Here is a 21,406-nt window from a genome sequence, read left to right as displayed (position 1 = left end):
CGTTTACTGTCACCTAGTTGGGTCCGGCGCCTTGCAACCTTGCCGTCATCCGGTGCGCTTCTTCGAGGAGCAGCCTGCCCAGGAATTCCTGGCGGTCCGGGCGGAACCTGGGCTCAATCCCGGTCAGCGAAAGAGCCCAGGCGGGCCGGTCCTGCTGGTCAAACACCGCGGCTCCCATTCCCCAGCTACCTTCCAGGATCAGCCCCGGATTGACGGAGAAACCCGCAAGCCGCGTCCGTTCCAGGTTCTCCCGCACCACGTCGGCAGGATGCCCGACGGCGAAATCGCCGGCATGCTCAGCCCAGTTCTCCAGCAGTGATTCCTGTTCTTCCGGGGGAAGGAAGGCCAGGATGGCGGTCCCCGCAGAAGCCACCCCCAGCGGGAAGCGCACCCCTTCGTGCAGGACAAACGATCTCACGGGAAAAGCACCCTCTTCCCGCAGGACACAGATGGTTTCGTTCCCGCGGCGGATGGAGAAGAACGCGCTCTCCCCCGTTTCCGCTGCTAGCCTGCGCAGCGATGGACGGGCGATGTCCTCCATGGGGAACCGGGCGGCCGCCACCGAGCCCAGCAGGAAGATCTCGGGCCCAAGCACCCACTTGCCGGTGCCGGCGTCGTGCTCCAGCAAACCTTCGGCAGCCAACGAGGTCAGGAGCCGGTGCGCGGTTGGGCGCGTCAGCCCGGATTCCCGGACCAGCCCCGCCAACGAGGTTCCTTCCGGCTTCCGACCCACGAGCCTCAGCAACTGGGCAACCCTGCCGACAACCTGCGCTCCTTGTACCGCCACGACGCCCTCCAGGAAGTTTCATCCACAATATGGACAGCTTTCAGCCTAGCGTCCACACCGTGAGTAACCAACACCATAAGCCGTTGCGCGAACACCAAGCAAAACCTAGGCTCAGTCACAAGGAACCACGAGTCCACAAAGTGGACGCATCATCGAGAAGCTCAACGAGGAGTTCGGAATGTCCACCATGTACGCGAGCGCAGCCCAAGCGCTGCAGAACCTGATGGCAGACGGTCTGACCATCGCCGTCGGGGGCTTCGGCCTGAGCGGCATCCCCGCGGACCTGATCGACGCCGTCCGGGAGTCGGGCGCCAAGGACCTCACCATCGTTTCCAACAACATGGGGGTGGATGGCAAAGGTCTCGGCGTCCTGATCGAGGCTGGCCAGGTGCGGAAGGTCATTGCTTCCTACGTGGGCGAGAACAAGCTCTTCGCCGAGCAATACCTTGCAGGGAAACTTGAGGTCGAATTCACGCCGCAGGGCACCCTGGCAGAACGCCTGCGCGCCGGCGGCGCCGGTATCCCCGCCTTCTACACGCGCACCGGCGTGGGAACTTTGGTTGCCGAAGGCAAGCCGCTGGAAGAGTTCGACGGCGTCACTTACGTCCGCGAGCGCGCCATCACCGCCGACGTCGCGCTGGTTCACGCCCACACGGCCGATACCGATGGCAACCTGATCTACCGCTACACGGCGCGGAACTTCAACCCGGTAGTCGCAACCGCAGGCGCAGTGACCATCGCGGAGGCTGAGGTCATTGTGCAGCCGGGCGAGCTGGACCCCAACCACATCGTGACCCCCGGCGTTTACGTGCAAGGACTGGTCCAGGCCACCGCACGGGTCAAGGACATCGAACAGCGCACGGTCCGGCAGCGCGCCGAAGCCCTCACGGTTTAGAAGCAAAGGAGCATTCACCATGGCATGGACACGTGACCAGATGGCCGCCATCGCGGCCGAAGAATTGAACGACGGCGACTACGTCAACCTCGGCATCGGCATCCCCACGCTGGTGGCCAACAACCTGCCCGACGGCGTGCGGGTGGTTCTCCAGAGCGAGAACGGCTTGCTCGGCATGGGGCCCTTTCCGTATGAAGGGGACGAAGACGCCGACCTTATTAACGCAGGCAAGCAGACCGTCACCATCACCCCCGGCGGGAGCATCTTCGATTCCGCCACATCGTTCGGCATGATCCGTGGCGGGCACGTGAAGGTGGCCATTCTGGGGGCCATGCAGGTCTCCGGCTCCGGCGACCTCGCCAACTGGACCATTCCCGGCAAGATGGTCAAGGGAATGGGTGGAGCCATGGACCTGGTGGCCGGGACTCCCCGCGTCGTGGTCCTCACGGAGCACAATGCCAAGGACGGCACGGCCAAGATCGTCCGCGAATGCACGCTGCCGCTGACGGGACTCAGATGCGTTGACCGGATCATCACGGACCTCGCCGTCTTCGACATCGAAGAAACGCACGACGGCGGCACCCGCCTGCTGCTGACCCGCCTCGCCCCTGGCGTCACCGTGGAGGAGATCCGCAGCAAGACGGACGCAGAGTTCACGGAAGCGCTCACGTCTGAGGAACACACGCTTGAAGGAGCACACGCATGAGCCTGAGGGATCAATTCGGCAAAGACATCCTGCTGACGGGATGGGGCCACAGCAAGTTCGGGAAGCTGACTGATGAGACGTTGGAGTCGCTGATCGTCCAGGTGACCGGCGAAGCCATCAAGAACTCGGGGCTGGACCCCAAGGATATTGACGAGATCTACCTCGGGCAGTTCAACTCCGGCATGCAGCCTCTCGGCTTCACATCGTCCCTGGCCCTGCAGCTTTCAGCGGACCTTGCCAACGTTCCCGCAACGCGCACTGAAAACGCCTGCGCTTCCGGATCGGCTGCGTTCCAGCAGGGCGTTAAAGCGGTGCTGGCCGGAACTGCGCGCAATGTCTTGGTGATCGGCGCAGAGAAAATGACCGCCGCCGGAGCGGATGTGGTGGGGGCAGCCCTCCTCGGCGCTTCGTACGAGATGGCGGGCAAGGCGTCCTCCACGGGATTCACGGGCCTGTTCGCGGAGGTGGCCAAGCATTACGGGAAGCGCTACGGGGCTGGAATCAGTGGCCCGGGGTTCGAAGGTGGCCTCGGCGATGTCCTGGGTTCCATTGCCGCCAAGAACCACCGCAACGGCATGGACAACCCGTACGCCCAGATGCATCGCGACTTCGGCGAGGAGTTCTGCCGGACCATTTCCGAGAAGAATCCCATGGTGGCTGAGCCGCTGCGCCGCACTGACTGTTCGCCGGTCTCCGACGGTGCTGCCGCCGTCGTGCTTTCCACCTCCGCTACCGGCGGCGTAACTGCACCTGTGCGCCTTGCCGGGTTCGGTCATGCGAACGACTTCTTCCCCGCGGAGAAGCGCGATCCCACCGAGTTCGCCGCTACCAGGGCCTCGTGGGAGCGTGCGTTGGGCATGGCCGGTGTTGGGCTTGATGGTCTGGACTTCGCCGAGGTGCACGACTGCTTCACCATCGCCGAGCTCATCATGTACGAAGCCATGGGGCTCACGCCTCGCGGCGAAGGTGCGCGCGCGGTCCAGGAGGGATGGGTATACAAGGACGGAAAGCTGCCCATCAACGTCTCCGGCGGACTCAAAGCCAAGGGACATCCGGTGGGCGCCACAGGCGTGTCGCAGCATGTCATCGCGGCCATGCAACTCACGGGCACCGCGGGAGACATGCAACTCCCGAACGCCCGCCGCGGTGCCGTGCAGAACATGGGTGGCGTGGGCATCGCCAATTACGTGAGCGTGCTGGAGTCTGTCTAACCCAAGCAAGTAGCAGTAGGGTCAGCGGCCGCGGATCAGCGCCGCGATCTCCGTGAAACCGAGCCGCTCGGCGTTCTGCAGGGCGGTTCGGCCTTGGGGGTCGCGGATATCCGGGTTGGCCCCGGCCGCAAGGAGTTGCCGCAGCACATCCTGTTGGTTGGGGCCGCCGTTGTTGAGCAGGATGGCTTCCTGCATGGCGGTCCAGCCCAGGTTGTTGACGTGGTCCACCGGTACCCCTGCCTCGATGAGAATCCGGACAGTTTCCGTGTGCCCGTGTTCGCTCGCCGGGATCAGTGCCGTGCCGCCGTATCTGTTGGTGCTTCTAACATCCGCTCCCGCAGCCAAAGTCAGTTGCAGAACTTCGTTGAATCCCTCGGCACCGGCATAAAGGAACGCGGAGTCCTGGATGTCGTCCTTGGCATTGACGTTGCCGCCCGCCGCGATGAGTTCGCGCACCCTCGCAGCGTCATTGGCTTTCGCGGCAAGGATCAGGAGTCGGTCGGTTTCCATTTGGGCCTCCGGTGACAGTCTTGGTGGCAAGGCAGACGACGACGCCGGGCCGGGACTCGGGCTCGACGCCCCGTTTGAGTCGGGGGCTGCGGGAGTCGGGGCCGGGCTGCTGGACGGCGTCGCGCTGGAAGGCGGGACGGCCGCCGTCGTACATCCGGACAGTAGCGCGAGCACCAGCAATCCCGCCCCAACCACGGGAGTTTTTGTACAGATAAAGCCCCTAAAACGCTTCCATAAGGGCGGTATCTGTACAAAAACTCCGCGAGGATTCATGGCTACTTCGCTGCCACGGCCAAGGCATCAGCGCCGGCCGTCGCGCAGGCTTCGTCGAGTGCACCGTCGGGTGCGCCACCAACGCCGATGCCGGCAACAGACACGCCGTTCACCTTCAGCGGGACGCCGCCGGCCAGGAACAGGGTGCCGGGGAGGTCTGCGATGGACGGGCCGTTGCCATTGATGCGCTTGGCGAGCTCGCTGGTGGGTGCACCGAATGCTGCGGCCGTGTAGGCCTTCTGCTTGGCGGCTTCGATGGTGTGCTCGGCGGCGTTGTCACCGCGAAGGAGAGCCTGAACGGTGCCGAAACGGTCAACCAGGGCCACGGTGACGAACGGCAGCTTGTCCGCCTGGCACTTGGCGAGCGCGGCGTTGACGGCTGCACTTGAGGCACCTACGGAGATACGGTTCTGGGCTACGACGTTCTCCGGGGCCGGCTGAACTTCTGCGGCAACTTTCACAGGTGCGGCCTGGGCGGCGGCCGGTGCTGTTGCGGGTGACACGGCGTTGGCCACGGCAGTAACACCGCCGGTGAGCAGCAGTGCTCCGGCAGCGGCGGCGGCGATCATCTTGTTGGACTTCTTCACGGGGTTCTCCTTGTAGTGAGCGTCGGGTGCAGTGGTTGGCATCGGTTACACCTCCATGCTTCCGCGGACGCCCTCAATGCCGCATCGCCCGGTCGCCGTTCCCGGACTCAGCCTTTCCGTCATCAGTATCAGCCAAAAGGTGGAGAGACCAATGCCCGCGCGGGACCTAGCATGGGAAGATGCCCACTGCCCCTCCACAGCCGGCGCCGAGCATTCGGCTCGATGGCCGCATCGATGCCGTGGTGCATCTGGGCTTCGCCGTCCTGATGGTCGCTTCAGCGGTCCGCTACGTCATGCGGCACTCCCCTGCCGACAACCTCTGGACAGTGGCGTTGGCTGGAACCGTCTGTGTCCTGTACGCGGTCACAGCAGTGCTGGCCCGACGACGGGAGCGTGGCCGACCGAAACCCGGCCAGCAGCGCCGGCTATGGATTCCGTGGATGACCGCTTTGGTGGCAGCATGGGCGGCGCTCGTCATTGCCGCCCCCAGCTTCGCGTGGTGTTCCTTCGCCATCTTCTTTTTGACCCGCACCGCTTTCCGCGGCTGGGCCGGCTACGTGGCGGGAGGCGCAACGGCGGCCGCCACCGCCGTCGGACTCTTCAGGATGAGCGACTGGACAGACATCGCGATGCTGCTGGGTCCGCTCGCCGCGGGCGCCCTGCTCACGTTGATTTACGACAAGATTGAGCGCGACCAGGAGCGGCTTGCCGCCGGCGAGCGTGAAGCCGGAGTCGCCGCCGAACGCGAGCGCGTATCCCGGGAAATCCACGACACCGTTACCCAGGGCCTGGCCAGCAGCCTGCTCCTCCTCGAAGCTGCACAGCGTGCCTGGCCGGCTCCTGAATCGAACACAGACGTGCGCAAAGCTGCTGATCTCCTGCGGCGCAACCTCGCAGACACCCGCAGCCTGGTGCACGAGCTCTCCGCCCCTGGACTGGAAACCGGGCCCTTTCCCGAGGCGTTGGAACACGCAGCACGACAATACCTCGAGACCGTCAGCATCCGCGTCACGGGTGAAGTGCGGCCCCTTCCTTCCGAGGTCCGGCACGCCCTGCTGCGCGTTACCCAGAGCGCGGTGGCCAACATCAAACTCCATGCCCGCGCGAACCATGCCAGCGTGACCGTTGGGTACCTCCCGGATGCGGTCACCTTGGACGTGTACGACGACGGTCGCGGCTTTGATCCCGGAGCGGTACCTCCGCCGTCGGAAGCCGGAGGATACGGGCTGCGGGCCATGCGGCAGCGCGTGGAACAGTTGGGCGGAGAATTGTCTGTGGAGAGCGCGCCGGGCGAGGGCACCATCATCGCGGCGCAACTGCCTGTGGGGCAGCCTCCGCAACCGGCGCATACCTCGAAGGAGGAGGCCCTTTGACCAGCATTTCCGTGGTGCTCGTGGACGACCACACCGTAGTCCGGAGCGGACTCAAGGCGTTGTTGGGCACCCAAGCCGATATCGCCGTCGTCGGGGAAGCCGCCTCCGGTGAGGAAGCGCTGGAAGCGGCGCAGCAGCATGCCCCCGACGTCGTCCTCATGGACCTGGCCATGGGCGCCGGGATGGACGGCATCGAAGCCATCAAGCAGCTCCGCCAGCGAACCCCCAAGCAGGCGATCATCGTGTTCACCACCTACGACTCGGACGCAGACATCGTCCGCGCCGTGGACGCCGGCGCCATGGGCTATCTGCTCAAGGATGCGGCCCCGGAGGAGATCTTCGCGGCGGTTCGCGGGGCTGTGCAGGGGAAGAGCGTGATGAGCGCTCCGGTGGCGTCCCGACTGTTCCAACAACTGCGGAACCCGGATGAGATCCTCACTCCGCGCGAAGCGGAACTGCTCAGCTTGCTGACCGAAGGCCTCAGCAACCGTGACCTCGGAAAGCGCCTCTTTATCTCCGAGGCGACCGTCAAGACCCACCTCGCCCACATCTACGCCAAACTGGGCGTCGAGACGCGGGCAGCGGCCATCGCCACAGCTATCCGGCGCGAGGGGATGCGGTAGGAGACGCGGTTGGCTACTCTGGCCCTATGTCGGACGCAGCGGATCGCAAAATGTTCAAAACCCCGGGAACGGCTTTGATCGTCCGGGGAGTCCTCGCCATTGTTTTTGCCCTGTTGATATTTGCCTTGCCCAGCGCCACGGCGTTCGTGGTGATCGTCATGTTCGGGGTCTTCGCGATCATTGACGGCATCACCAGCGTGGCGCATTACTTTTACGACCCCGCAGGCCGGTCCCGTTGGACCATAGTGGGCGGCCTGATCTCCATTGTGGCCGGCATCCTGGCCATTGCCTGGCCCGGGATCACGGCAGCCGCAGTGGGCGTCCTCATCGGTCTATGGGCTCTGGTGCTGGGTCTTTCACAGATCGTACTGTCCCTGGCCGCCAGGAATTTCGTCAGCAACTGGGGTATCTGGTTCCTGACCGGCCTCATCACCACCGTTTTCGGCATCTTTGTGCTGGTGAATCCGGGCCTGGGCTTCCTGAGCCTGGTGTGGATGTTGGCAGGGTTCGCGATGGTGACGGGCCTGCTGCTCATCGCCTCCGGCATCGGGCTGCGCAAACTGGCCCACACGGAGCCGTTGTATGGCCACTAAGGCACGGAGACGCGCGGCTTAGCCGAAGATCCGTTGGAACGGGTATAGGTACGATGACGCCGGGTCCTGCTGGAGTTGCATGAGGACGCTTTCCATATTCCTGTCCGATGTCAGGATTACTGTCGCCGCTGCTGCCGAAGCAATATGAATGGCGTCAAGGGATTTGACGTGGAACGGAATCCCCATTGCCCGTTCCAAAACGTCGTCCGAGATGGGGACAACGTTAATTTGCTCAAGAAACCTGCCCACCTCATGAGCCAGGGCGTCGTTTCGAGCCCTTATGGCGACCCGTGCAGCCTCAAGCTGGGTCAGCTTGCTTGTATAAAGCTGACCCCAGAGCGCTCCCTCGTCCAGGAGATCGACCAACTGCTGCCGGGATGGGTGTCCTGGCGTGAGGAGCCGGATGAGGGAAGAGGTGTCCAGATAGCATCCGGCGCTGGGGGCCGGCATCAGTAGCGTTCGCCTTCACGCAGTTCATTCAGGGTGTGTTCGGAGTTAATGGTCACCGTGGACTCCATCACCACGTCCCGGGCCGAGGATTGGTGCCCTGCAACGGCCCTATGCACTTCCTCCATCTCATCGTGGTTCCTCAACGTGGAGGCAGGCACGAGATAGGCAACGATGGATCCGTCCCTCCCGTAGGTGACAGGGATAACGTCACCGTTTCTGACCTGGCGAAGAATCTCACTGGAGGAGTGGTTGAATTCCCGGCTGGTGATGCTCTTCTTAACCTTCATGGTCAGGCTCCCATCTGATGGCTATAGTGTACTACGGTAGTACATTTGGCGTAATGACTTTCCCATGATTCGGCGTTGCGCCAGTCATTCACAGTTCAGGGGATGCGCTCAGCGCCAAGTTCGGTAAGTTAGTGGCTGTGAAGATAGCTACCTGGAATGTGAACTCCCTCCGCGCCCGTGCAGACCGCGTTGAAGCCTGGCTCGAGCGCAGCGACTGCGATGTCCTGGCCATCCAGGAGACCAAGTGCAAGGACGAGAACTTCCCGTGGGAGCTCTTTGAGCGCATGGGCTACGAGGTTGCCCACTTCGGCGTGAACCAGTGGAACGGCGTTGCCATCGCCTCCCGCGTGGGACTGGAAGATGTTGAACGCACGTTCCTGGACCAGCCGGCGTTCGGCAAGGCCGGCAAGGATCCCGCCCAGGAAGCCCGCGCCATCGCCGCTACCTGCGGCGGCATCCGCATCTGGAGCCTCTACGTTCCCAACGGTCGCTCCCTGGACGACGAACACATGCCGTACAAGATCAAATGGCTGGACGTCCTCCAAGGTCACGCCGCCGAATGGGTCGCGTCCGATCCCACCGCGCAGATCGCCCTCATGGGCGACTGGAACATCGCGCCGTTCGACGACGACGTGTGGGACATCGAGCTGTTCCGCACCAACAATTTCACCCACGTCTCCGAACCCGAGCGCGCCGCCTTCCACGCTTTCGAAGCCGCCGGATTCACCGACGTCGTCCGTCCTTACACGCCGGGCCCCGGCGTCTACACCTACTGGGACTACACACAGCTGCGCTTCCCCAAGAAGGAAGGCATGCGGATCGACTTCTGCCTCGCATCCCCGGCACTGGCTTCACGGGTCACCGGTGCCTCCATTGACCGCGAGGAACGCAAGGGCAAGGGCGCTTCGGACCACGCTCCCGTGATCGTGGAGCTCGCAAACTGACCACACATCACTGACGAAAGGGGCGGCTGAAGTGACTGGAAACCTGTATCGGGGCCAGGCAGGGCTGCCCTTCTCTTCGTCGCTGCGCATTTACGAGCCCCTCGAAGCGTTCCCGCCCGAACAGCAGCGCCAGCTCGTGGCGAAGGGCAGCAAGAGCGGCTCCCGGGCCGCCGTCGAAAATGCGGAGCTGCAAGCCTCGCTGGGCCGCATCACGCGCTCCGGCGGCGATCCCTTCCCCACTGGCAGCACCGACCTGGTACGCATGACGCGTGTGCCCACCGGACGTCACGCGGCGACGCCGGAACAAGCTGGAGCGGACCAAGCGGCCGCGCCGGACGGAACCGCCACGTCCCACCACAGTGCCGCGTCAGCCCAAGAAGGGCACGACGCCGGGCGGCTGCTTTACTGCCCCAGCCAACTGGTGATTCGGGCCGGCTTGGCGGCCAACGCGCTCATGGACGGCGTGCACAGTCCCCTGGCCGACCTCCTCATTCCTGTCTCGCAACGGGACAAGCACCAGGTCAGAATCGATCGGATCAATGCCGGGGAAGATGCCAAGCGCGTCCATACCCGGGCCTCAACGTGGGGTATCCCGTTCAGTTGGTTCTCGCTCTTCGCCGAGTCGGACCGCAAGGACGTGGTGGAGTCGGAGGGGCGCATTCTCACCGTCCGGGTGTGGACCCCCCTGACGGAGGCCTTGGACCGTGCACGCTTCGCCGTGGCCCACTTGGCTTTGGCTGCGCCGGACCTGGACATGCTGGATGACCTGACGCAGCTCACCGAATGGCTGGAACTCTTTCATATCCAGTCCATGGTGGAGCTGGACTACGGCGCAGTGGCAGACAAGGTGTACCCGGACGAATCCCCCATGGACGTGCGGCTGGGCATCGAGTGCCTGGCCGAGGGCGACATGACCGGCGCGGCCGCTGCCTACCGCAGGCTCGCCTCGCGGTGGATCCCCATCCGGCAGCTGGCGCGCGCTTCCTGACCCTTCGCGCTTTCCCAGCGTGCGAGGACCACGTCCTCGGCAGGTCTACGGGAGGGCCGGGGTCTACTTGGCTGCTGCTGGTGGGGCTGTTGTCTCGCGCACGATCAGCTCATGGGGAGCCACTTCCGAATGCACGGCTTCAGGGTTGCCGTCCAGCTCGTCAAGCAGCATTTTCGTGGCAAGTTCGGCTTGGTTGTCGGGGCGCTGGCCCACGGTAGTCAGGCCAATGGAGGCCGAGAAATCGTGATCGTCAATGCCGATCACTGAAAGGTCCTGAGGCACCCGGACACCATGGCGGCCGGCCTCGAAAATAACGCCCATCGCCATCTCATCCGACGAACAGAAAATAGCTGTCGGCTTGCGCCCGGGCTGGTCCCAGAGCCGATTGAAGGCCTGTTGGCCGCTGGCAACAGTGAAATCGCCCCACTGGTCCCATTCCGGGCGGACTTCCAATCCGGCGTCGGTCATGACTTCCTGGAAGGCGCGGATACGCACGCGCGGTACGTCGAAGTTCAGGTCCGTTTCGTCGTCCCCGTGGAGCAGGGCGATGTCCTTGTGGCCCAGGTCAAGGAGGTGCCGCACGGCGGTGGACGCGGCGTCGTAATCGTTGATGCCGATGTACGCACAATCCTCAACGTGGCCACCCACCACCACCAGCGGGATGTCGATTTTGTGGAGGTGTTCCAACTCTTCCTCGGTCAAGGACATGCAGAGCACCAGAAGGGCGTCGATCTGTTTGTAGACCATGGTGGAGCTGAAGAGCCGCTCGCGGTTGCTGCCGTGGCCGCCCAGGTTGAACAGGGAAAGGTTGTACTTGCGCGAATGCAGTTCCCGGTCCGCGCCTTCGATGGCTTTGGAGAAGAACCACCGGCTGACGAAGGGGGCCAGGACGCCGATGGTCCGCGTACGGCCCGTCGCCAGGCCCGACGCCGACGACGACGCCACATACCCCAGGGAACTGGCTACTTCGAGGATCTTTTCGCGGGTCGCTGGGGACACTCGCGGTAGTCCCCGCACGGCTCGTGAGACGGTCGCCGTCGAAACTCCAGCAGCTGCGGCGACGTCCTCAATACTGACGCCGGTGTGACCGCCGCGTTGGGACCTACCCGTTGTTCGTGACACAGGCTCCCCTCTCCGGCCGCCGTTGCTCCGCCTTCACCTTAAGTGTCTGTTTGTGGTTTGAAGCCCTCGGTTACGCAACCGCGTAATGCGCTGCGTAACCGAGGGTTCAAATTCCTAGCCCTTGAGGCCGCCGGACAGCAGGCCGCGCACAAAGTAGCGCTGCAGGCCGAAGAACACCAGGAGCGGAACAATGATGGACACGAACGCTGCCGCCGGGTTCAGGTAGTCCCTGGCGCCGCGGGTACCCGAGAGCTCCGCCAAACGCTGGGTAATCGGAGCCACGTCCGCTGTGCCACCGGAGAACACCAACGCCACCAGCAGGTCATTCCAGACCCAGAGGAACTGGAAGATGGCCAGCGAGGCAAGCGCCGGAACGGAGAGCGGCAGGATAATCCGCCAGAAGATGGTGCTGTGTCCGGCGCCGTCCACCCTTGCCGCTTCGATGACTTCACCGGGAATTTCGGAGATGAAGTTGTGGAGCAGGAAGATGCCCAGTGGAAGGCCGAACATGGTGTGGGCGATCCACAACTGCGCGTAGGAACCGGCAGGCAGTTGCAGGGTCTGCGTGAAGAACTGCAAGAGCGGAATCAGCGCCATCTGGAGCGGAATGATCTGCAGGGCGAAGACGAAGATGAACAACGCATCGCGGCCCTTGAACTTCCCCCAGGCGAACACGTAAGCAGCCATGGACGCCAGTACCAGGACGAAGATGGTCACCGGGATGACAATCGCAATGGAGTTGACGAAGTACTGCGAGAGATTAGCGGACTGTGATCCCGCCGGGGTCAGGACATCCGCATAGTTCTTGAACGTGAACTGCCAGTCGACGAAGGCATTCCACCAGCCGTCGGACCGGGGACCTACCTGCTTGGCGGCAGGACGGAACGAGGTGACAAAGAGGCCGAACGTCGGCACAGACCATACGACGGCGATAATGACCGCTGCCGCTGTTGCCCACTTGGAGGTGAGCTTGGTCTTGACGCGCCGCATGATCGGCTGGGCGTCCTCCGTGGGGTCGGATCCAGGACGCTGCCGGGTGGCCTTCGAGGCCTCTTTCGGGGCTGGCGTGGCTGTCAATGGATCTCCCTTTGCTTGCGAAGGACTCGAGCGTTGTACACGACGATCGGCAGCACCATGAGGAACAGGATCAGGGCCAAAGCGGCACCGCGTCCCGGCTCACCGGCGCGGAAGGCCTGCGTGTACATTTCGTTGGCGACCACGGACGTGTCGTAGTTTCCGGCGGTCATGGTCCGGACAATGTCGAAGACCTTCAGCGTGGCGATGGTAATGGTGGTCAACACCACCACCAAGGCTCCACGAATACCGGGGACGGTGACGTTGCGGAACTGCTGCCACGCGTTGGCACCGTCCAGTCGGGCCGCCTCGATGAGTTCAACCGGAACACCCTTGATGGCTGCCGACAGGATCACCATGGCGAAACCGGTCTGGATCCAGACCATCACGATGATAAGGAAGATCGTGTTCTCCGGGGCATCCAGCAGGAACTGCTTGGGATCCATCCCCAAGGCGTCCCTGAAGAAGTTGATGACACCGGTCTGCTCAATGTTCGGCCCGCGGTAGTCGTAGACGAGCTTCCAAATGATGCCGGCGCCCACAAAGGAAATGGCCATCGGCATGAAGACCAGCGACTTCAGAACCTTTTCGCCCCGGGCCTTGTCGATAAACACCGCGTAGGCAAGGCCAAAGCTGGTGGAGAGCAACGGCACCAGAACTGTCCAGATGACGGTGTTCCGCAGCGTGGTCAAGGCCTCGGGCTGCGTGAACATCCAGACGAAGTTGTCGAATCCGTTGGCATTTCCGCCCGCATCCGTGAAAGCGAGCATTGACGTCCGGATGGCCGGATAGACCAGGCCCACGAGCATCAGGATCGCGGCAGGAGCAAGGAAGCCTGCCACCGTGACCTTGTCTTTGACTGATTTAGGAGCCCTGTCCACCAGCAACATGATGAGGCCGATGACCGCTGCGAATATCGCCAGGGCTATCACTACTTGTAGGAGTTTTTCTCCAATAAATTCCATACCCAACCTCCGGGGCGTGAGTGAATCACTAAGTTCCGGGAAAAGCACTGCCTCCCCGGCTGGGTAGCCCAGCCAGGGGAGGCAGCACTTTGGGAGTTAGCTCTTAGGCCAGCTGGATTCGATGCTGTTGGCAACCTCCTGGGAGGACGTGCCGTTGATCCACTGCACGATGCCCTTCCAGAAGGAGTTGGAACCTACTGCACTCGGCATCAGGTCCGAGCCATCGAAACGGAAGACGGTGTCCGGGTCCTGGAGGATCTGGACCGTCAGCTTGTCGAGGTCGGACTGGGCGTTGGCGGGATCCAGGCCCTTGTTGGCACTGACAACGCCGCCCAGCTTCACGCGGTTGTTGGCGAAGTCGGCACTGGCCAGGTATGCCAGGAAGGACTGGACCTCAGGGGTGTCCTTGTAGGCGCCCACCATTTCGCCGCCACCGGTAACTGCCTTGCCCTTGCTTTCGTCGATCGGCGGGGTGATGAAGGCCCACACGTCGCCATCTTCAGCAACGTTGGTTCCTGCAGGCCAGTTGGCGGCCTGGAAGTTGGCCTGGTGGTGCATGGCACACGTTCCATCCAGAACCGGCTGGCCGGCCTGGGCGAAGCCGGTGCTCAGGATCGAGCGGACGTCACCGAAGCCGCCGTTCACCATGTCCTGGTTGAGCAGGATGTCGCCGGCCTTGTTGAAGGAATCGACGATCTTGGGGTCGTTGAACGGAATCTGGTGAGCTACCCACTGGTCGTAGACCTCCGGGCCGTGTGCACGCAGAACCACGTCTTCGATCCAGTCCGTGCCGGGCCAACCCGTAGCCTCACCGGATTCGAATCCTGCGCACCACGGTTTCATGTTCTTGTCATCCGCGGCGATCTTCTTGGACAGCTCGATCATTTCGTCCCAGGTCTTGGGGACTTCCCAGCCCTTGTCCTTGAAGGTCTTGGGCGCATACCAAACGAAGCCCTTGACGTTGGCGAGCATCGGTGCGGCGTAGAACTTGCCGTCCACCGTGCCGTACTTCTTCCAGTCAGGGGACCAGTTCTTGTCTACGAGGTCCGAAACGGTCTGCGGAGCAGGCTTCAGGTAACCGGCCCGAGCCTGCGTGGCAAGGAGGCCGGGCTGCGGGAAGATCCCGACGTCAGGGGCGGTGCCGGACTGGGCACGGACGCCGATCTGCGTTTCGAATTCCTTGCTGCCCTCGTACTTGATGGTAATGCCGGTGCAGTCTTCGAACTGCTTCCAGGATTCCTCGAGGTTGGTTGCCTCAATGTCCACGATCGTCGAATAGACGGAGACCGTCTTGCCGTCGTGCTTTCCGTAGCTTTCGTAAGCGGAGCAATCATCCGAGCCTGCGGTTGATCCCCCGCCGCCACCATCTCCGCTACAGGCGGAAAGGGTAAGTGCCAGAACACCGGCGGCTGCGACCGGTAGCAGGTACTTGGTTTTCTTCATGCTAAAGACTCCTCGCTGAGTACAAGTGATTCGGCGGCGCAATTGATGTGGTGACGCTCACACTAGCTAGGATGGGCGGCAAAATGCAAGCGCTTACACCGAACGTAACCGCATCGATACCAAGTAACCTGCCGATATAGATCAGAAGGTTGCTGCGGGCCTTCATGGCGGGGTATTTGAGCGGTCGCTGCTCCCCACTGGAGACTGTTTCGATTTGTTTACCCAGTGTTGCCTATGGAAACATGGGAAGTGTGGATGAACTTGAAGCACTGCAGACTATCGGCCGATTGATCAAAGAAGAACGGCTGGCCCAAGGATTGAGCCAGGTGCAGTTGGCCAAGCAGGCAGGTACCGCCATCAAGACCGTCCGAACGCTGGAATCGGGAACGCGGCGCACCCAGGAAATCAATCAGCGCAAGCTTGAGCATGCGCTGGGATGGCGCGCAGGGTCCGTATCAGAGGTCCTCAAAGGAAAATCGACCTTTGCCCCGGAAATGATCACGCCGGATGACATGCGCTCAGGAGACGAACCACGGCAGGGGCCTCCCCGCATCGCTGTCCCCGCTGCTCCCATTGCCCGGGCATCACACCTTTCCGATGAAGAACTCCTCGCTGAGCTCACGTACCGGATGATGCACCGCAACAGGGGCTGAGTATCGCCGCCTCATTTAACCGGCCGGCTCATTAACCGGATTGGCTCAATCACCCGCTTGGCGCCGCACCATCTCGTTGATCCAGCTGGGCGCGAACGGTGAGGTGCAGTTAGGCGGCGTGGGGTAGTCCTTGAGGACCTCCAAGCGCTCACCGATATCCAGGGCCCTGGCCCGGTGTTCCGGAAATTCGATCCCGATCATGGCAAGGCACTGGTTCATGGCCCACTGGAGACGGTCCGGTGAGTCCTTCATGGTGGCCTCGATAATATCCAGCAGGACCACAGTGTCCAGTCCGTCTGGCTTCTTGACCACGCGTTCCGACGTCAGCGCCCATCCTGCGCTGGCCACCACAGGATCGGTGTCGGCGAACCAGGCCACCCGCAGCGCTTCGGAGTGCGGACTCTTCTTGACCACGTAATTCACCAGCCAGTCCTGCACCTTGGGGGTCCGCGCTTCCCGGAGCATGCTGTCCAGTTCGTCCCGCTCAAACGCCTTGGGCCGGCAGATCAGCAGGGACAACAACCTGGCCGCAGTGTCACCCGTGGCCCACAATTCACGTGATAGCTCCTGCTGCGTTTTCAGTCTCTTCGCGACGGCGCGCAGCTTGCTGAGGTTCACGCCGTGGTCGTCACCGTGTTTTTCGTTGATTTCCCGTGCACGGGGTTCTTCCAGCGCCGCCAACTCGGCCATCAGCCCGGCCACTGTAGTGTCGAGCACCGTTGTTCCAGCCACTGCGGCCTCCTGTCCGTCGCGTATGGACTTCAGGGTACTAGCTCCGGGCCGGGTTACCAGGTCCGGCCCGGTTACGACGTCCAGGCCGGGTTACCAGGTCCGGGCCGGGTTACCACGCCCAATCAGACTATTGGGTCCGGACAGCGCGATGGCAGCCCGCTTCCGCGCGGATGTCCGCGGCGGCGGCGAACTGCCATCCCGTTGAGGAAATTGCTACTTGTCGCCCTTCAGCAGACCGGCAATCTTCGAACCCAGTCCCTTGACGTTCTCGGCTACATCTCCGGCGATTTCCTTGGACTTCTCCGCGACGTCTCCCGCCAATTCCTTGGCATTTTCTCCTACATCGCCCGAGAAGAATTCTTTGACATTCTCAGCGGCGTCTCCTGCGAACTCTTTGACATTCTCAGCGGCGTCTCCTGCGAACTCTTTGACATTCTCAGCAGCATCACCGGCGAATTCCTTGACGTTCTCTACAGCTTCACCCGCAAATTCCTTGGCATTTTCAAGCACTTCACCAGCCGTGTCTTTGGCGTTTCCTGCTGCGCCGTTCACCGCTTCGGCTCCCGTGGTTTCTTCACTCATGGTGTTCTCCTTTTTAACGGTCGGATTTGTGACGTGCCAATGGAGGTTTCCCTCTTGGATTCAACCTATGGGCTTGAGCTTGCGTTCTGCAATGTCAGCGGACACGCTCCGCCTTGGTAAACCTGGATCGAGCACCGGAAACCATGTGAACCAGAACGGGGGTCTTTTGACCGATGACCAGGTCCAAGGCCTCAACCAGCTGTGATACTTCGGCAGCCAGCAGATGCGGCGCTACTCCTTGCCGGGGTTGAATCCGGATGCGCAGCCCTGGCCTTCCCCGCACCTCGTAGGTCGCCACTGAAGCGGCTGCGAGGTCGGTCCTCTCAGCGAGTGCCGCCCTCAGGGCTTGCTCGGCGACGCCACCACCGATCCGGACTTCTCCGTCGATGTGGCTGTCGTCATCGCTGGCGACCAGGAGGTTGGCCCTGCCCTTACCCTGCTGCGACAGCCAGGCGACCATGGCGATAATGATGGCCACAAGGACTGCGCCGGCCACAATCCACAGCCAGCTTTCCTCACGTCCGGGGAAGCGTGTTTGGCGGAAGGAATTTTCCATCCCGGCCCAGGCAGCGGCGGACCAGCCATGCCACCAAGACGCAACAGCGGGCACGGTGGCCAACAGCAGGAGAAGTAATCCGACGGCCAGGAGTTTCACCCCGATGATGAACAGGAGCACACGATTAAGAGCCCTCGGTGTTCCGTTCACGCGCCAATCACCCCCGACGACGCCAGGTTGACCCGCACGGAAGGCATCGGCACGGGAGACATCTCTTCAAGTTCCGCTTGCACGGCTGCCAGCACAGCCTCCTCGCTCACCCTGCTGCCAGACGTAGGCCGCACATTGACCACCACCAGCTGCCGGGAAACGATCACCATGACCTGTTCCTGGGTAACGTTCGCGGCGGTTCGTGCACGGCGCGCAAGCGCTGAGGCAAGCACTTCGTCATCAACCACGACGGCGGTACGCGGGTCCCGGAGCAGATGCCGGGCACGCCTGCCGGGCAGCACTGCGTGCAGGAAGAAGAACAGTCCCACCATGGCAACCACGGCGCCACTGGCACCAAGCAAAAGTGGGGAAATACCTTCAGGGAGTGCGATGATTCGCCCGGCCGCCGTGGTGGGATCGATCAGCCACGGCGGTTGACCAACTGCCCGCACGCCTGCCTCGAGCAGGGCGTAGAGGCAGAGGACAATGACCAGGACGGCGGCAATGGCGGCAGCGCCGGCCCGGGAGGAATGGGTTTCACGGCGGAGGATCCGGCTCATTTCGGGGTCCTCGCCCGCCACCGGTCCAGCTCCTGCGTATCCCTCCAATAGGGTGTGCTGATCCTTGGTGTTCCGGTTCTGGGTTTCCTGATCCTGTGTCACTGAACGCGGCCTCCCTCCGTGACGTGGGCTCCGCTGATCCTGATGTCCACTCTGCTCAGCTGGGATCCGCTGAGTCGCGTGACCGTCTCAAGAACAGTGGCCTTGGCAGCTACCGCACGGTCCCAGATGGAGCCGCCGAAGCCTTGGACGCGCAGCGGGTCCCGCAGGACCTCGGTCAAAGCCGGGATGCTGATAGGTGCCACGATCGACAAAGCCAGCAGGCCGTCGTCGTCCGCCCAATCAGCGCGGATGTCGTTGGCCTCAACGCCGAGGGCCTCAGAGGCGGCGGCGCGCGCCAAGGATGTCAAAGCCTGGGTACTGATCCGGTTGTGGCCGGCCAGGCTGCTGGTGGAGTCCACAGCCTCAGCCACGCTCATGACGAAGAGCGCCGGCCCGTAATGGCATCCAGGACGCTGCGGAGATCCAGTTTTCCGTCGGCGGCCCGGCCGAGCAGCGCTCCGATGCCCATGAACAGCAGTGAGATCAGGAATCCCCACAGTCCAAAGGAAAAGGACATGAACGCCACGAAGGCGCCGATTGCGATTCCAACAACGGTCATGCTCACTGGAGTGCCTCCCTTTCCACTACGGCTGGCTTGATTCCCGCAGGTTTGACCGGCGGAGCCACGTACACGTCATTGATCTCGATGTTGACCTCGATGACCTGGAGGCCGACGAGCTCTTCCACCGCGCGGAAAACGGCGCTCCGGACCTGGTTGGCGACACTGTGCAGGGGGTGCCCGTAGAGGGCGACAAGATTGATGTCCACGGCCACTTGGGTCTCGCCGACTTCCGCGCGCACGCCCGCTGCGTGGTCGGAACTGCCGACGGCATCGCGAATCGCGCCGAGCGCGCGGGACGGCCCCGAACCCAACGAGTACACGCCAGGCACCGTGCGGGCAGCAATGCCGGCAACCTTGGCAACCGCCGCCTCGGAGATGATGGTGCGTCCAGTACCCAGGATCTCGCCCCCAGGCACAGGATCAAGCTGCACGTTCTGGTCTTCCATGGAGCACTCCCCTTCTCTTGAGTACCACCCTAGCGTCTAGCTCCGACGCTTTGGGCGAAGCGTCAGAGAGAAGGGAGTGCGCGCGGCGGCGACTACTGGCAGTTCTTTTCCATCCAGTCCTGGATGGGCTTCATCAGCTCTTCGAACTTCCCGTCACCATACTTGCTGAAGTCCGAGCCAGCGGCCTCCGTGAAGGCCCTCAGCTTTTCGAAAGACGGCTTCAATTCTTCCGGAACTTTGCCCTGCATCTGTGACAATTCCTGCTTTGCTTTGTCTATGTCCTCCGGGTTCCCGCCCATCAGCCCCGCCAGCGGCAGAATGGTGACGCTGAGCATGGTGGCACTCACCGAAATGCAGGCCTCCGACAGCGACGAGAACTCACCGTAAGGTCCGCCTGTTCCGGTGGTTGCGCCTGTTCCGGCAGTGGTGCCTGGGCTCGCTTCTGGGGCTGGGGCAGAACTGGTACCCACTTCCGCGGCCGGAGCCTCCGAGGACGCGTTGGGCGACGACTGCGAGACCGGTGCCGGCATGGAGCAGGCACTCAGCGTGAGGGTAGCGATGAGAAGGGCCACCGAGACCAGGCGGCCGCGCTTGGGCGTAGCTGAACGTGCGATCGTAACCATGGTTCCCCCAGTGGATGCGTGCGATAGACGAGCCGGCGAGGTCAGAATACGCCCAGCGTCCCGCCGTGAACAGAGCCGGGTTATCCACAACGCCCGATTCGTGACTGTGTTGGGCTCGATTGCCCCACCTAGACTGGCCGACACATCGCCAAAACAGCTGCTGGGGAGCCTGTCATGCCACGCCTTTCGTCTGCCACTTTTCCTTTAGTCCTGGCCCGGACGGGAGCCATGGCTGTGGGGCTGGCCCTGCTCCTCAGCAGTTGTCAGGGCGGCACCGCGCCCAGCGGCTCACCCTCCGAACCAAGCTCGACGACGGCGTCGCCCACCTCGAGGGCTTCGGTTCCGGGGGCTTCGGCTACTCCGGGTAGTCCGCCGACGTCCGCCGTGTACAAGCCCGCGGATGCCAAGGGAAAAGCGCAGAACGTGCCGGTCCCAGTGATGCCCGAGCTGGCGAAAGAGAACTCGAAGGCAGGGCTGGAAGCGTTTATTGGGTACTGGTACGCGACGTATTCCTACGCGACTGAGACGGGTGAGCTGACGGATTGGATGGCATCAACCGATACAACGACGAAGTCAGCCGGTACCTATAAGAAGGCTGTAGAGCTCAATTACATAAATGGACGCTGGGTAGTGGGCGGGCGGATATCGACTCCCGTCATAGAAGTCCTCTGGAAAGAAGGGGCAGACCACCAGTCGGCAAGAGTGCAGGTGCTTCAAGAGCGTATTCAGTACATTGATGCAGACGGTAGCTCGGGGCAGGAAATGACGCCCGCGCACAACACTGCCGAAGCGGTCATGCTCAGCTATCGGGACGGCAAGTGGCAGGTCACCGACAACGGACTGATTGTCGGTTAACGGTGCAAGCATTTAGATGGAGTCATGTCATCCTCGCCGCCATGACCGCGCACGCTGTACTCGCAGGTTCCTCGGCATTTGCGAAAGATGAACCTCGAGTCAGCATCGGAAAACACGACACGGCCATCGACATCGGCGCGCGTTTCAGAATCGATCCCCAGACAGGGCTGCTAGGCCCCCGCCTCGATGGATCATCCACATCGCAAGCAATCGATGACCCGAATCAGTACATGGCCGACACCCATTGCCGTGCCGATGGACCTGACACCAAGGACCCCGGTTGCGACGCCCTCGAATGCCCAGCAACCACAACCGGCGGAGAAGAAGGCACCCCCGTGATCTGGAAGGAAGCCCCAAGAGCGATCACCAATCCGGGCTGGACCGACTGGAACCCCGTCAGCGGACCCACCTGCCTCTATGACCCCCAACCCGAGAACGTCCTGGCCAACATCGCCGCCCGCATCCTCACCGACTTCCAACAACTCCCCGTCAACGCAGGAACCCTCGAAGCCCAACCCTTCCCGCACACCCTCAAAGGCGGACCCACCAACTTCTACGCCACCACCGCAGAACAAGGCTTCGACGTCACCATCCTCGGCCAAGCAGTCCACCTCACCGCAACACCAGCCAACTACACCTACACCTTCGGCGACGGAGGAGCCCTCGGACCCACCCCAGTGGCCGGCTACTCCATCCCCGAGACCGACTGGCTCACCAACGACACCCGAACCAGCCACATCTACACCGAAACCGG

General features: G+C 62.7%; 28 protein-coding genes. 11 read left to right on the top strand and 17 right to left on the bottom strand.

Annotated features, from left to right (window positions below; translation table 11 throughout):
* Positions 1–13 precede the first annotated feature (13 nt).
* Entirely contained in the window at positions 14–787 is a 774-nt protein-coding gene (locus AB4Y77_RS21770) for an IclR family transcriptional regulator (RefSeq protein WP_442015321.1), read from the bottom strand.
* A gap of 178 nt (positions 788–965) precedes the next feature.
* On the opposite strand from AB4Y77_RS21770, the gene AB4Y77_RS21765 reads away from it, so the two are divergent.
* The 3 genes from AB4Y77_RS21765 to AB4Y77_RS21755 are packed head-to-tail and all read left to right on the top strand — an operon-like array spanning position 966 to position 3,599.
* Positions 966–1,682, top strand: coding sequence for a CoA transferase subunit A (locus AB4Y77_RS21765; protein ID WP_311211506.1), 717 nt, complete (start codon positions 966–968; stop codon positions 1,680–1,682).
* Positions 1,683–1,701: 19 nt separating this feature from the next.
* Complete coding sequence (locus tag AB4Y77_RS21760; RefSeq protein WP_442015320.1) at positions 1,702–2,388, top strand: CoA transferase subunit B; 687 nt, start codon at positions 1,702–1,704, stop codon at positions 2,386–2,388.
* A complete protein-coding gene (locus AB4Y77_RS21755; RefSeq protein ID WP_442015319.1) occupies positions 2,385–3,599 on the top strand; it encodes an acetyl-CoA acetyltransferase in 1,215 nt (404 codons plus the stop codon). The genes AB4Y77_RS21760 and AB4Y77_RS21755 overlap by 4 nt, the downstream gene beginning before the upstream one ends.
* A 21-nt stretch (positions 3,600–3,620) precedes the next feature.
* Here AB4Y77_RS21755 and AB4Y77_RS21750 read toward each other — a convergent pair whose 3' ends face one another.
* A complete protein-coding gene (locus tag AB4Y77_RS21750; RefSeq protein ID WP_442015318.1) occupies positions 3,621–4,304 on the bottom strand; it encodes an ankyrin repeat domain-containing protein in 684 nt (227 codons plus the stop codon).
* 80 nt (positions 4,305–4,384) lie between these two features.
* Positions 4,385–4,969: a GlcG/HbpS family heme-binding protein gene (locus AB4Y77_RS21745; protein WP_442015335.1), complete on the bottom strand. Its 585-nt coding sequence runs from the start codon at positions 4,967–4,969 to the stop codon at positions 4,385–4,387.
* A gap of 179 nt (positions 4,970–5,148) precedes the next feature.
* Here AB4Y77_RS21745 and AB4Y77_RS21740 point away from each other — a divergent pair, with 179 nt between their 5' ends.
* From AB4Y77_RS21740 to AB4Y77_RS21730, 3 genes are read left to right on the top strand one after another with little or no spacing between them, the layout of a single operon-like run.
* Complete coding sequence (locus AB4Y77_RS21740; protein ID WP_442015317.1) at positions 5,149–6,342, top strand: sensor histidine kinase; 1,194 nt, start codon at positions 5,149–5,151, stop codon at positions 6,340–6,342.
* Entirely contained in the window at positions 6,339–6,965 is a 627-nt protein-coding gene (locus AB4Y77_RS21735) for a response regulator transcription factor (protein ID WP_311211511.1), read from the top strand. Before AB4Y77_RS21740 ends, AB4Y77_RS21735 begins: the two co-directional genes overlap by 4 nt.
* Before the next feature lie 26 nt (positions 6,966–6,991).
* Positions 6,992–7,558 carry an HdeD family acid-resistance protein gene (locus AB4Y77_RS21730; RefSeq protein ID WP_311211512.1) on the top strand — a complete coding sequence of 189 codons (567 nt, stop codon included), beginning with the start codon at positions 6,992–6,994 and terminating at the stop codon, positions 7,556–7,558.
* 18 nt (positions 7,559–7,576) lie between these two features.
* Here the strand turns inward: AB4Y77_RS21730 and AB4Y77_RS21725 are convergent, their stop codons facing one another.
* Together AB4Y77_RS21725 and AB4Y77_RS21720 are read right to left on the bottom strand one after the other, a co-directional pair.
* Positions 7,577–8,008: a type II toxin-antitoxin system VapC family toxin gene (locus AB4Y77_RS21725; protein ID WP_442015316.1), complete on the bottom strand. Its 432-nt coding sequence runs from the start codon at positions 8,006–8,008 to the stop codon at positions 7,577–7,579.
* Complete coding sequence (locus tag AB4Y77_RS21720; protein WP_442015315.1) at positions 8,008–8,295, bottom strand: hypothetical protein; 288 nt, start codon at positions 8,293–8,295, stop codon at positions 8,008–8,010. The genes AB4Y77_RS21725 and AB4Y77_RS21720 overlap by 1 nt, the downstream gene beginning before the upstream one ends.
* A 137-nt stretch (positions 8,296–8,432) precedes the next feature.
* Here AB4Y77_RS21720 and AB4Y77_RS21715 point away from each other — a divergent pair, with 137 nt between their 5' ends.
* On the top strand, positions 8,433–9,239 hold the full coding sequence (locus AB4Y77_RS21715; protein ID WP_311211515.1) for an exodeoxyribonuclease III: 807 nt from the start codon (positions 8,433–8,435) through the stop codon (positions 9,237–9,239).
* A gap of 31 nt (positions 9,240–9,270) precedes the next feature.
* Positions 9,271–10,227 carry a hypothetical protein gene (locus AB4Y77_RS21710; protein ID WP_311211516.1) on the top strand — a complete coding sequence of 319 codons (957 nt, stop codon included), beginning with the start codon at positions 9,271–9,273 and terminating at the stop codon, positions 10,225–10,227.
* Between the two features lie 63 nt (positions 10,228–10,290).
* Here AB4Y77_RS21710 and AB4Y77_RS21705 read toward each other — a convergent pair whose 3' ends face one another.
* From AB4Y77_RS21705 to AB4Y77_RS21690, 4 genes are all read right to left on the bottom strand, one after another.
* The gene (locus AB4Y77_RS21705) at positions 10,291–11,349 is read right to left on the bottom strand and encodes a LacI family DNA-binding transcriptional regulator (protein ID WP_311211517.1); all 1,059 of its coding nucleotides are present in this window, start codon (positions 11,347–11,349) and stop codon (positions 10,291–10,293) included.
* A gap of 114 nt (positions 11,350–11,463) precedes the next feature.
* A complete protein-coding gene (locus AB4Y77_RS21700; RefSeq protein WP_089593429.1) occupies positions 11,464–12,426 on the bottom strand; it encodes a carbohydrate ABC transporter permease in 963 nt (320 codons plus the stop codon).
* Positions 12,423–13,388 carry a carbohydrate ABC transporter permease gene (locus AB4Y77_RS21695; protein WP_311211518.1) on the bottom strand — a complete coding sequence of 322 codons (966 nt, stop codon included), beginning with the start codon at positions 13,386–13,388 and terminating at the stop codon, positions 12,423–12,425. Before AB4Y77_RS21695 ends, AB4Y77_RS21700 begins: the two co-directional genes overlap by 4 nt.
* A 96-nt stretch (positions 13,389–13,484) precedes the next feature.
* Positions 13,485–14,831, bottom strand: a complete 1,347-nt coding sequence (locus AB4Y77_RS21690; RefSeq protein WP_311211519.1) for an ABC transporter substrate-binding protein — start codon at positions 14,829–14,831, stop codon at positions 13,485–13,487.
* A 242-nt stretch (positions 14,832–15,073) separates the two neighbouring features.
* On the opposite strand from AB4Y77_RS21690, the gene AB4Y77_RS21685 reads away from it, so the two are divergent.
* Positions 15,074–15,484 (top strand): helix-turn-helix domain-containing protein, encoded by a 411-nt coding sequence (locus AB4Y77_RS21685; RefSeq protein WP_311211520.1) that lies wholly within the window; start codon positions 15,074–15,076, stop codon positions 15,482–15,484.
* A 45-nt stretch (positions 15,485–15,529) separates the two neighbouring features.
* On the opposite strand, the gene AB4Y77_RS21680 is transcribed toward AB4Y77_RS21685, so the two are convergent.
* The 8 genes from AB4Y77_RS21680 to AB4Y77_RS21645 all read right to left on the bottom strand — a co-directional run bounded on the left by AB4Y77_RS21680 (position 15,530) and on the right by AB4Y77_RS21645 (position 19,797).
* The gene (locus AB4Y77_RS21680; RefSeq protein ID WP_442015314.1) at positions 15,530–16,216 is read right to left on the bottom strand and encodes a DNA alkylation repair protein; all 687 of its coding nucleotides are present in this window, start codon (positions 16,214–16,216) and stop codon (positions 15,530–15,532) included.
* A 213-nt stretch (positions 16,217–16,429) separates the two neighbouring features.
* The gene (locus tag AB4Y77_RS21675; protein ID WP_442015313.1) at positions 16,430–16,798 is read right to left on the bottom strand and encodes a hypothetical protein; all 369 of its coding nucleotides are present in this window, start codon (positions 16,796–16,798) and stop codon (positions 16,430–16,432) included.
* A gap of 94 nt (positions 16,799–16,892) precedes the next feature.
* The gene (locus AB4Y77_RS21670) at positions 16,893–17,504 is read right to left on the bottom strand and encodes a hypothetical protein (RefSeq protein WP_442015312.1); all 612 of its coding nucleotides are present in this window, start codon (positions 17,502–17,504) and stop codon (positions 16,893–16,895) included.
* Positions 17,501–18,166 (bottom strand): DUF6286 domain-containing protein, encoded by a 666-nt coding sequence (locus AB4Y77_RS21665; protein WP_442015311.1) that lies wholly within the window; start codon positions 18,164–18,166, stop codon positions 17,501–17,503. The genes AB4Y77_RS21670 and AB4Y77_RS21665 overlap by 4 nt, the downstream gene beginning before the upstream one ends.
* Positions 18,163–18,543, bottom strand: a complete 381-nt coding sequence (locus tag AB4Y77_RS21660; protein WP_311211524.1) for a hypothetical protein — start codon at positions 18,541–18,543, stop codon at positions 18,163–18,165. The genes AB4Y77_RS21665 and AB4Y77_RS21660 overlap by 4 nt, the downstream gene beginning before the upstream one ends.
* Entirely contained in the window at positions 18,540–18,731 is a 192-nt protein-coding gene (locus AB4Y77_RS21655) for a DUF2273 domain-containing protein (RefSeq protein WP_026542624.1), read from the bottom strand. Before AB4Y77_RS21655 ends, AB4Y77_RS21660 begins: the two co-directional genes overlap by 4 nt.
* Positions 18,728–19,174, bottom strand: coding sequence for an Asp23/Gls24 family envelope stress response protein (locus tag AB4Y77_RS21650; protein WP_311211525.1), 447 nt, complete (start codon positions 19,172–19,174; stop codon positions 18,728–18,730). Before AB4Y77_RS21650 ends, AB4Y77_RS21655 begins: the two co-directional genes overlap by 4 nt.
* A 92-nt stretch (positions 19,175–19,266) precedes the next feature.
* On the bottom strand, positions 19,267–19,797 hold the full coding sequence (locus tag AB4Y77_RS21645; protein WP_442015310.1) for a hypothetical protein: 531 nt from the start codon (positions 19,795–19,797) through the stop codon (positions 19,267–19,269).
* Between the two features lie 174 nt (positions 19,798–19,971).
* On the opposite strand from AB4Y77_RS21645, the gene AB4Y77_RS21640 reads away from it, so the two are divergent.
* Together AB4Y77_RS21640 and AB4Y77_RS21635 are read left to right on the top strand one after the other, a co-directional pair.
* Positions 19,972–20,652, top strand: a complete 681-nt coding sequence (locus tag AB4Y77_RS21640; RefSeq protein WP_442015309.1) for a DUF6318 family protein — start codon at positions 19,972–19,974, stop codon at positions 20,650–20,652.
* A 41-nt stretch (positions 20,653–20,693) separates the two neighbouring features.
* On the top strand, positions 20,694–21,406 hold a 713-nt coding region (locus AB4Y77_RS21635), incomplete at its 3' end, for a hypothetical protein (protein WP_442015308.1).

Source organism: Paenarthrobacter sp. YAF11_1, from assembly GCF_052113445.1.
Taxonomy (GTDB): domain Bacteria; phylum Actinomycetota; class Actinomycetes; order Actinomycetales; family Micrococcaceae; genus Arthrobacter.
Note: the sequence above shows the minus strand (reverse complement) of the source record. Positions and strands in the feature narration are given on the sequence as shown.

What these genes read in the sequence shown, in the direction of transcription:
- AB4Y77_RS21765 (WP_311211506.1), top strand. Translation starts at nt 966, where the DNA reads ATGTCCACCATGTACGCGAGCGCAGCCCAAGCGCTGCAGAACCTGATG.
- AB4Y77_RS21760 (WP_442015320.1), top strand. Translation starts at nt 1,702, where the DNA reads ATGGCATGGACACGTGACCAGATGGCCGCCATCGCGGCCGAAGAATTG.
- AB4Y77_RS21755 (WP_442015319.1), top strand. Translation starts at nt 2,385, where the DNA reads ATGAGCCTGAGGGATCAATTCGGCAAAGACATCCTGCTGACGGGATGG.
- AB4Y77_RS21740 (WP_442015317.1), top strand. Translation starts at nt 5,149, where the DNA reads ATGCCCACTGCCCCTCCACAGCCGGCGCCGAGCATTCGGCTCGATGGC.
- AB4Y77_RS21730 (WP_311211512.1), top strand. Translation starts at nt 6,992, where the DNA reads ATGTCGGACGCAGCGGATCGCAAAATGTTCAAAACCCCGGGAACGGCT.
- AB4Y77_RS21725 (WP_442015316.1), bottom strand. Translation starts at nt 8,008, where the DNA reads ATGCCGGCCCCCAGCGCCGGATGCTATCTGGACACCTCTTCCCTCATC.
- AB4Y77_RS21720 (WP_442015315.1), bottom strand. Translation starts at nt 8,295, where the DNA reads ATGAAGGTTAAGAAGAGCATCACCAGCCGGGAATTCAACCACTCCTCC.
- AB4Y77_RS21695 (WP_311211518.1), bottom strand. Translation starts at nt 13,388, where the DNA reads ATGGAATTTATTGGAGAAAAACTCCTACAAGTAGTGATAGCCCTGGCG.
- AB4Y77_RS21690 (WP_311211519.1), bottom strand. Translation starts at nt 14,831, where the DNA reads ATGAAGAAAACCAAGTACCTGCTACCGGTCGCAGCCGCCGGTGTTCTG.
- AB4Y77_RS21685 (WP_311211520.1), top strand. Translation starts at nt 15,074, where the DNA reads ATGGGAAGTGTGGATGAACTTGAAGCACTGCAGACTATCGGCCGATTG.
- AB4Y77_RS21675 (WP_442015313.1), bottom strand. Translation starts at nt 16,798, where the DNA reads ATGAGTGAAGAAACCACGGGAGCCGAAGCGGTGAACGGCGCAGCAGGA.
- AB4Y77_RS21660 (WP_311211524.1), bottom strand. Translation starts at nt 18,543, where the DNA reads ATGAGCGTGGCTGAGGCTGTGGACTCCACCAGCAGCCTGGCCGGCCAC.
- AB4Y77_RS21650 (WP_311211525.1), bottom strand. Translation starts at nt 19,174, where the DNA reads ATGGAAGACCAGAACGTGCAGCTTGATCCTGTGCCTGGGGGCGAGATC.
- AB4Y77_RS21645 (WP_442015310.1), bottom strand. Translation starts at nt 19,797, where the DNA reads ATGGTTACGATCGCACGTTCAGCTACGCCCAAGCGCGGCCGCCTGGTC.
- AB4Y77_RS21640 (WP_442015309.1), top strand. Translation starts at nt 19,972, where the DNA reads ATGCCACGCCTTTCGTCTGCCACTTTTCCTTTAGTCCTGGCCCGGACG.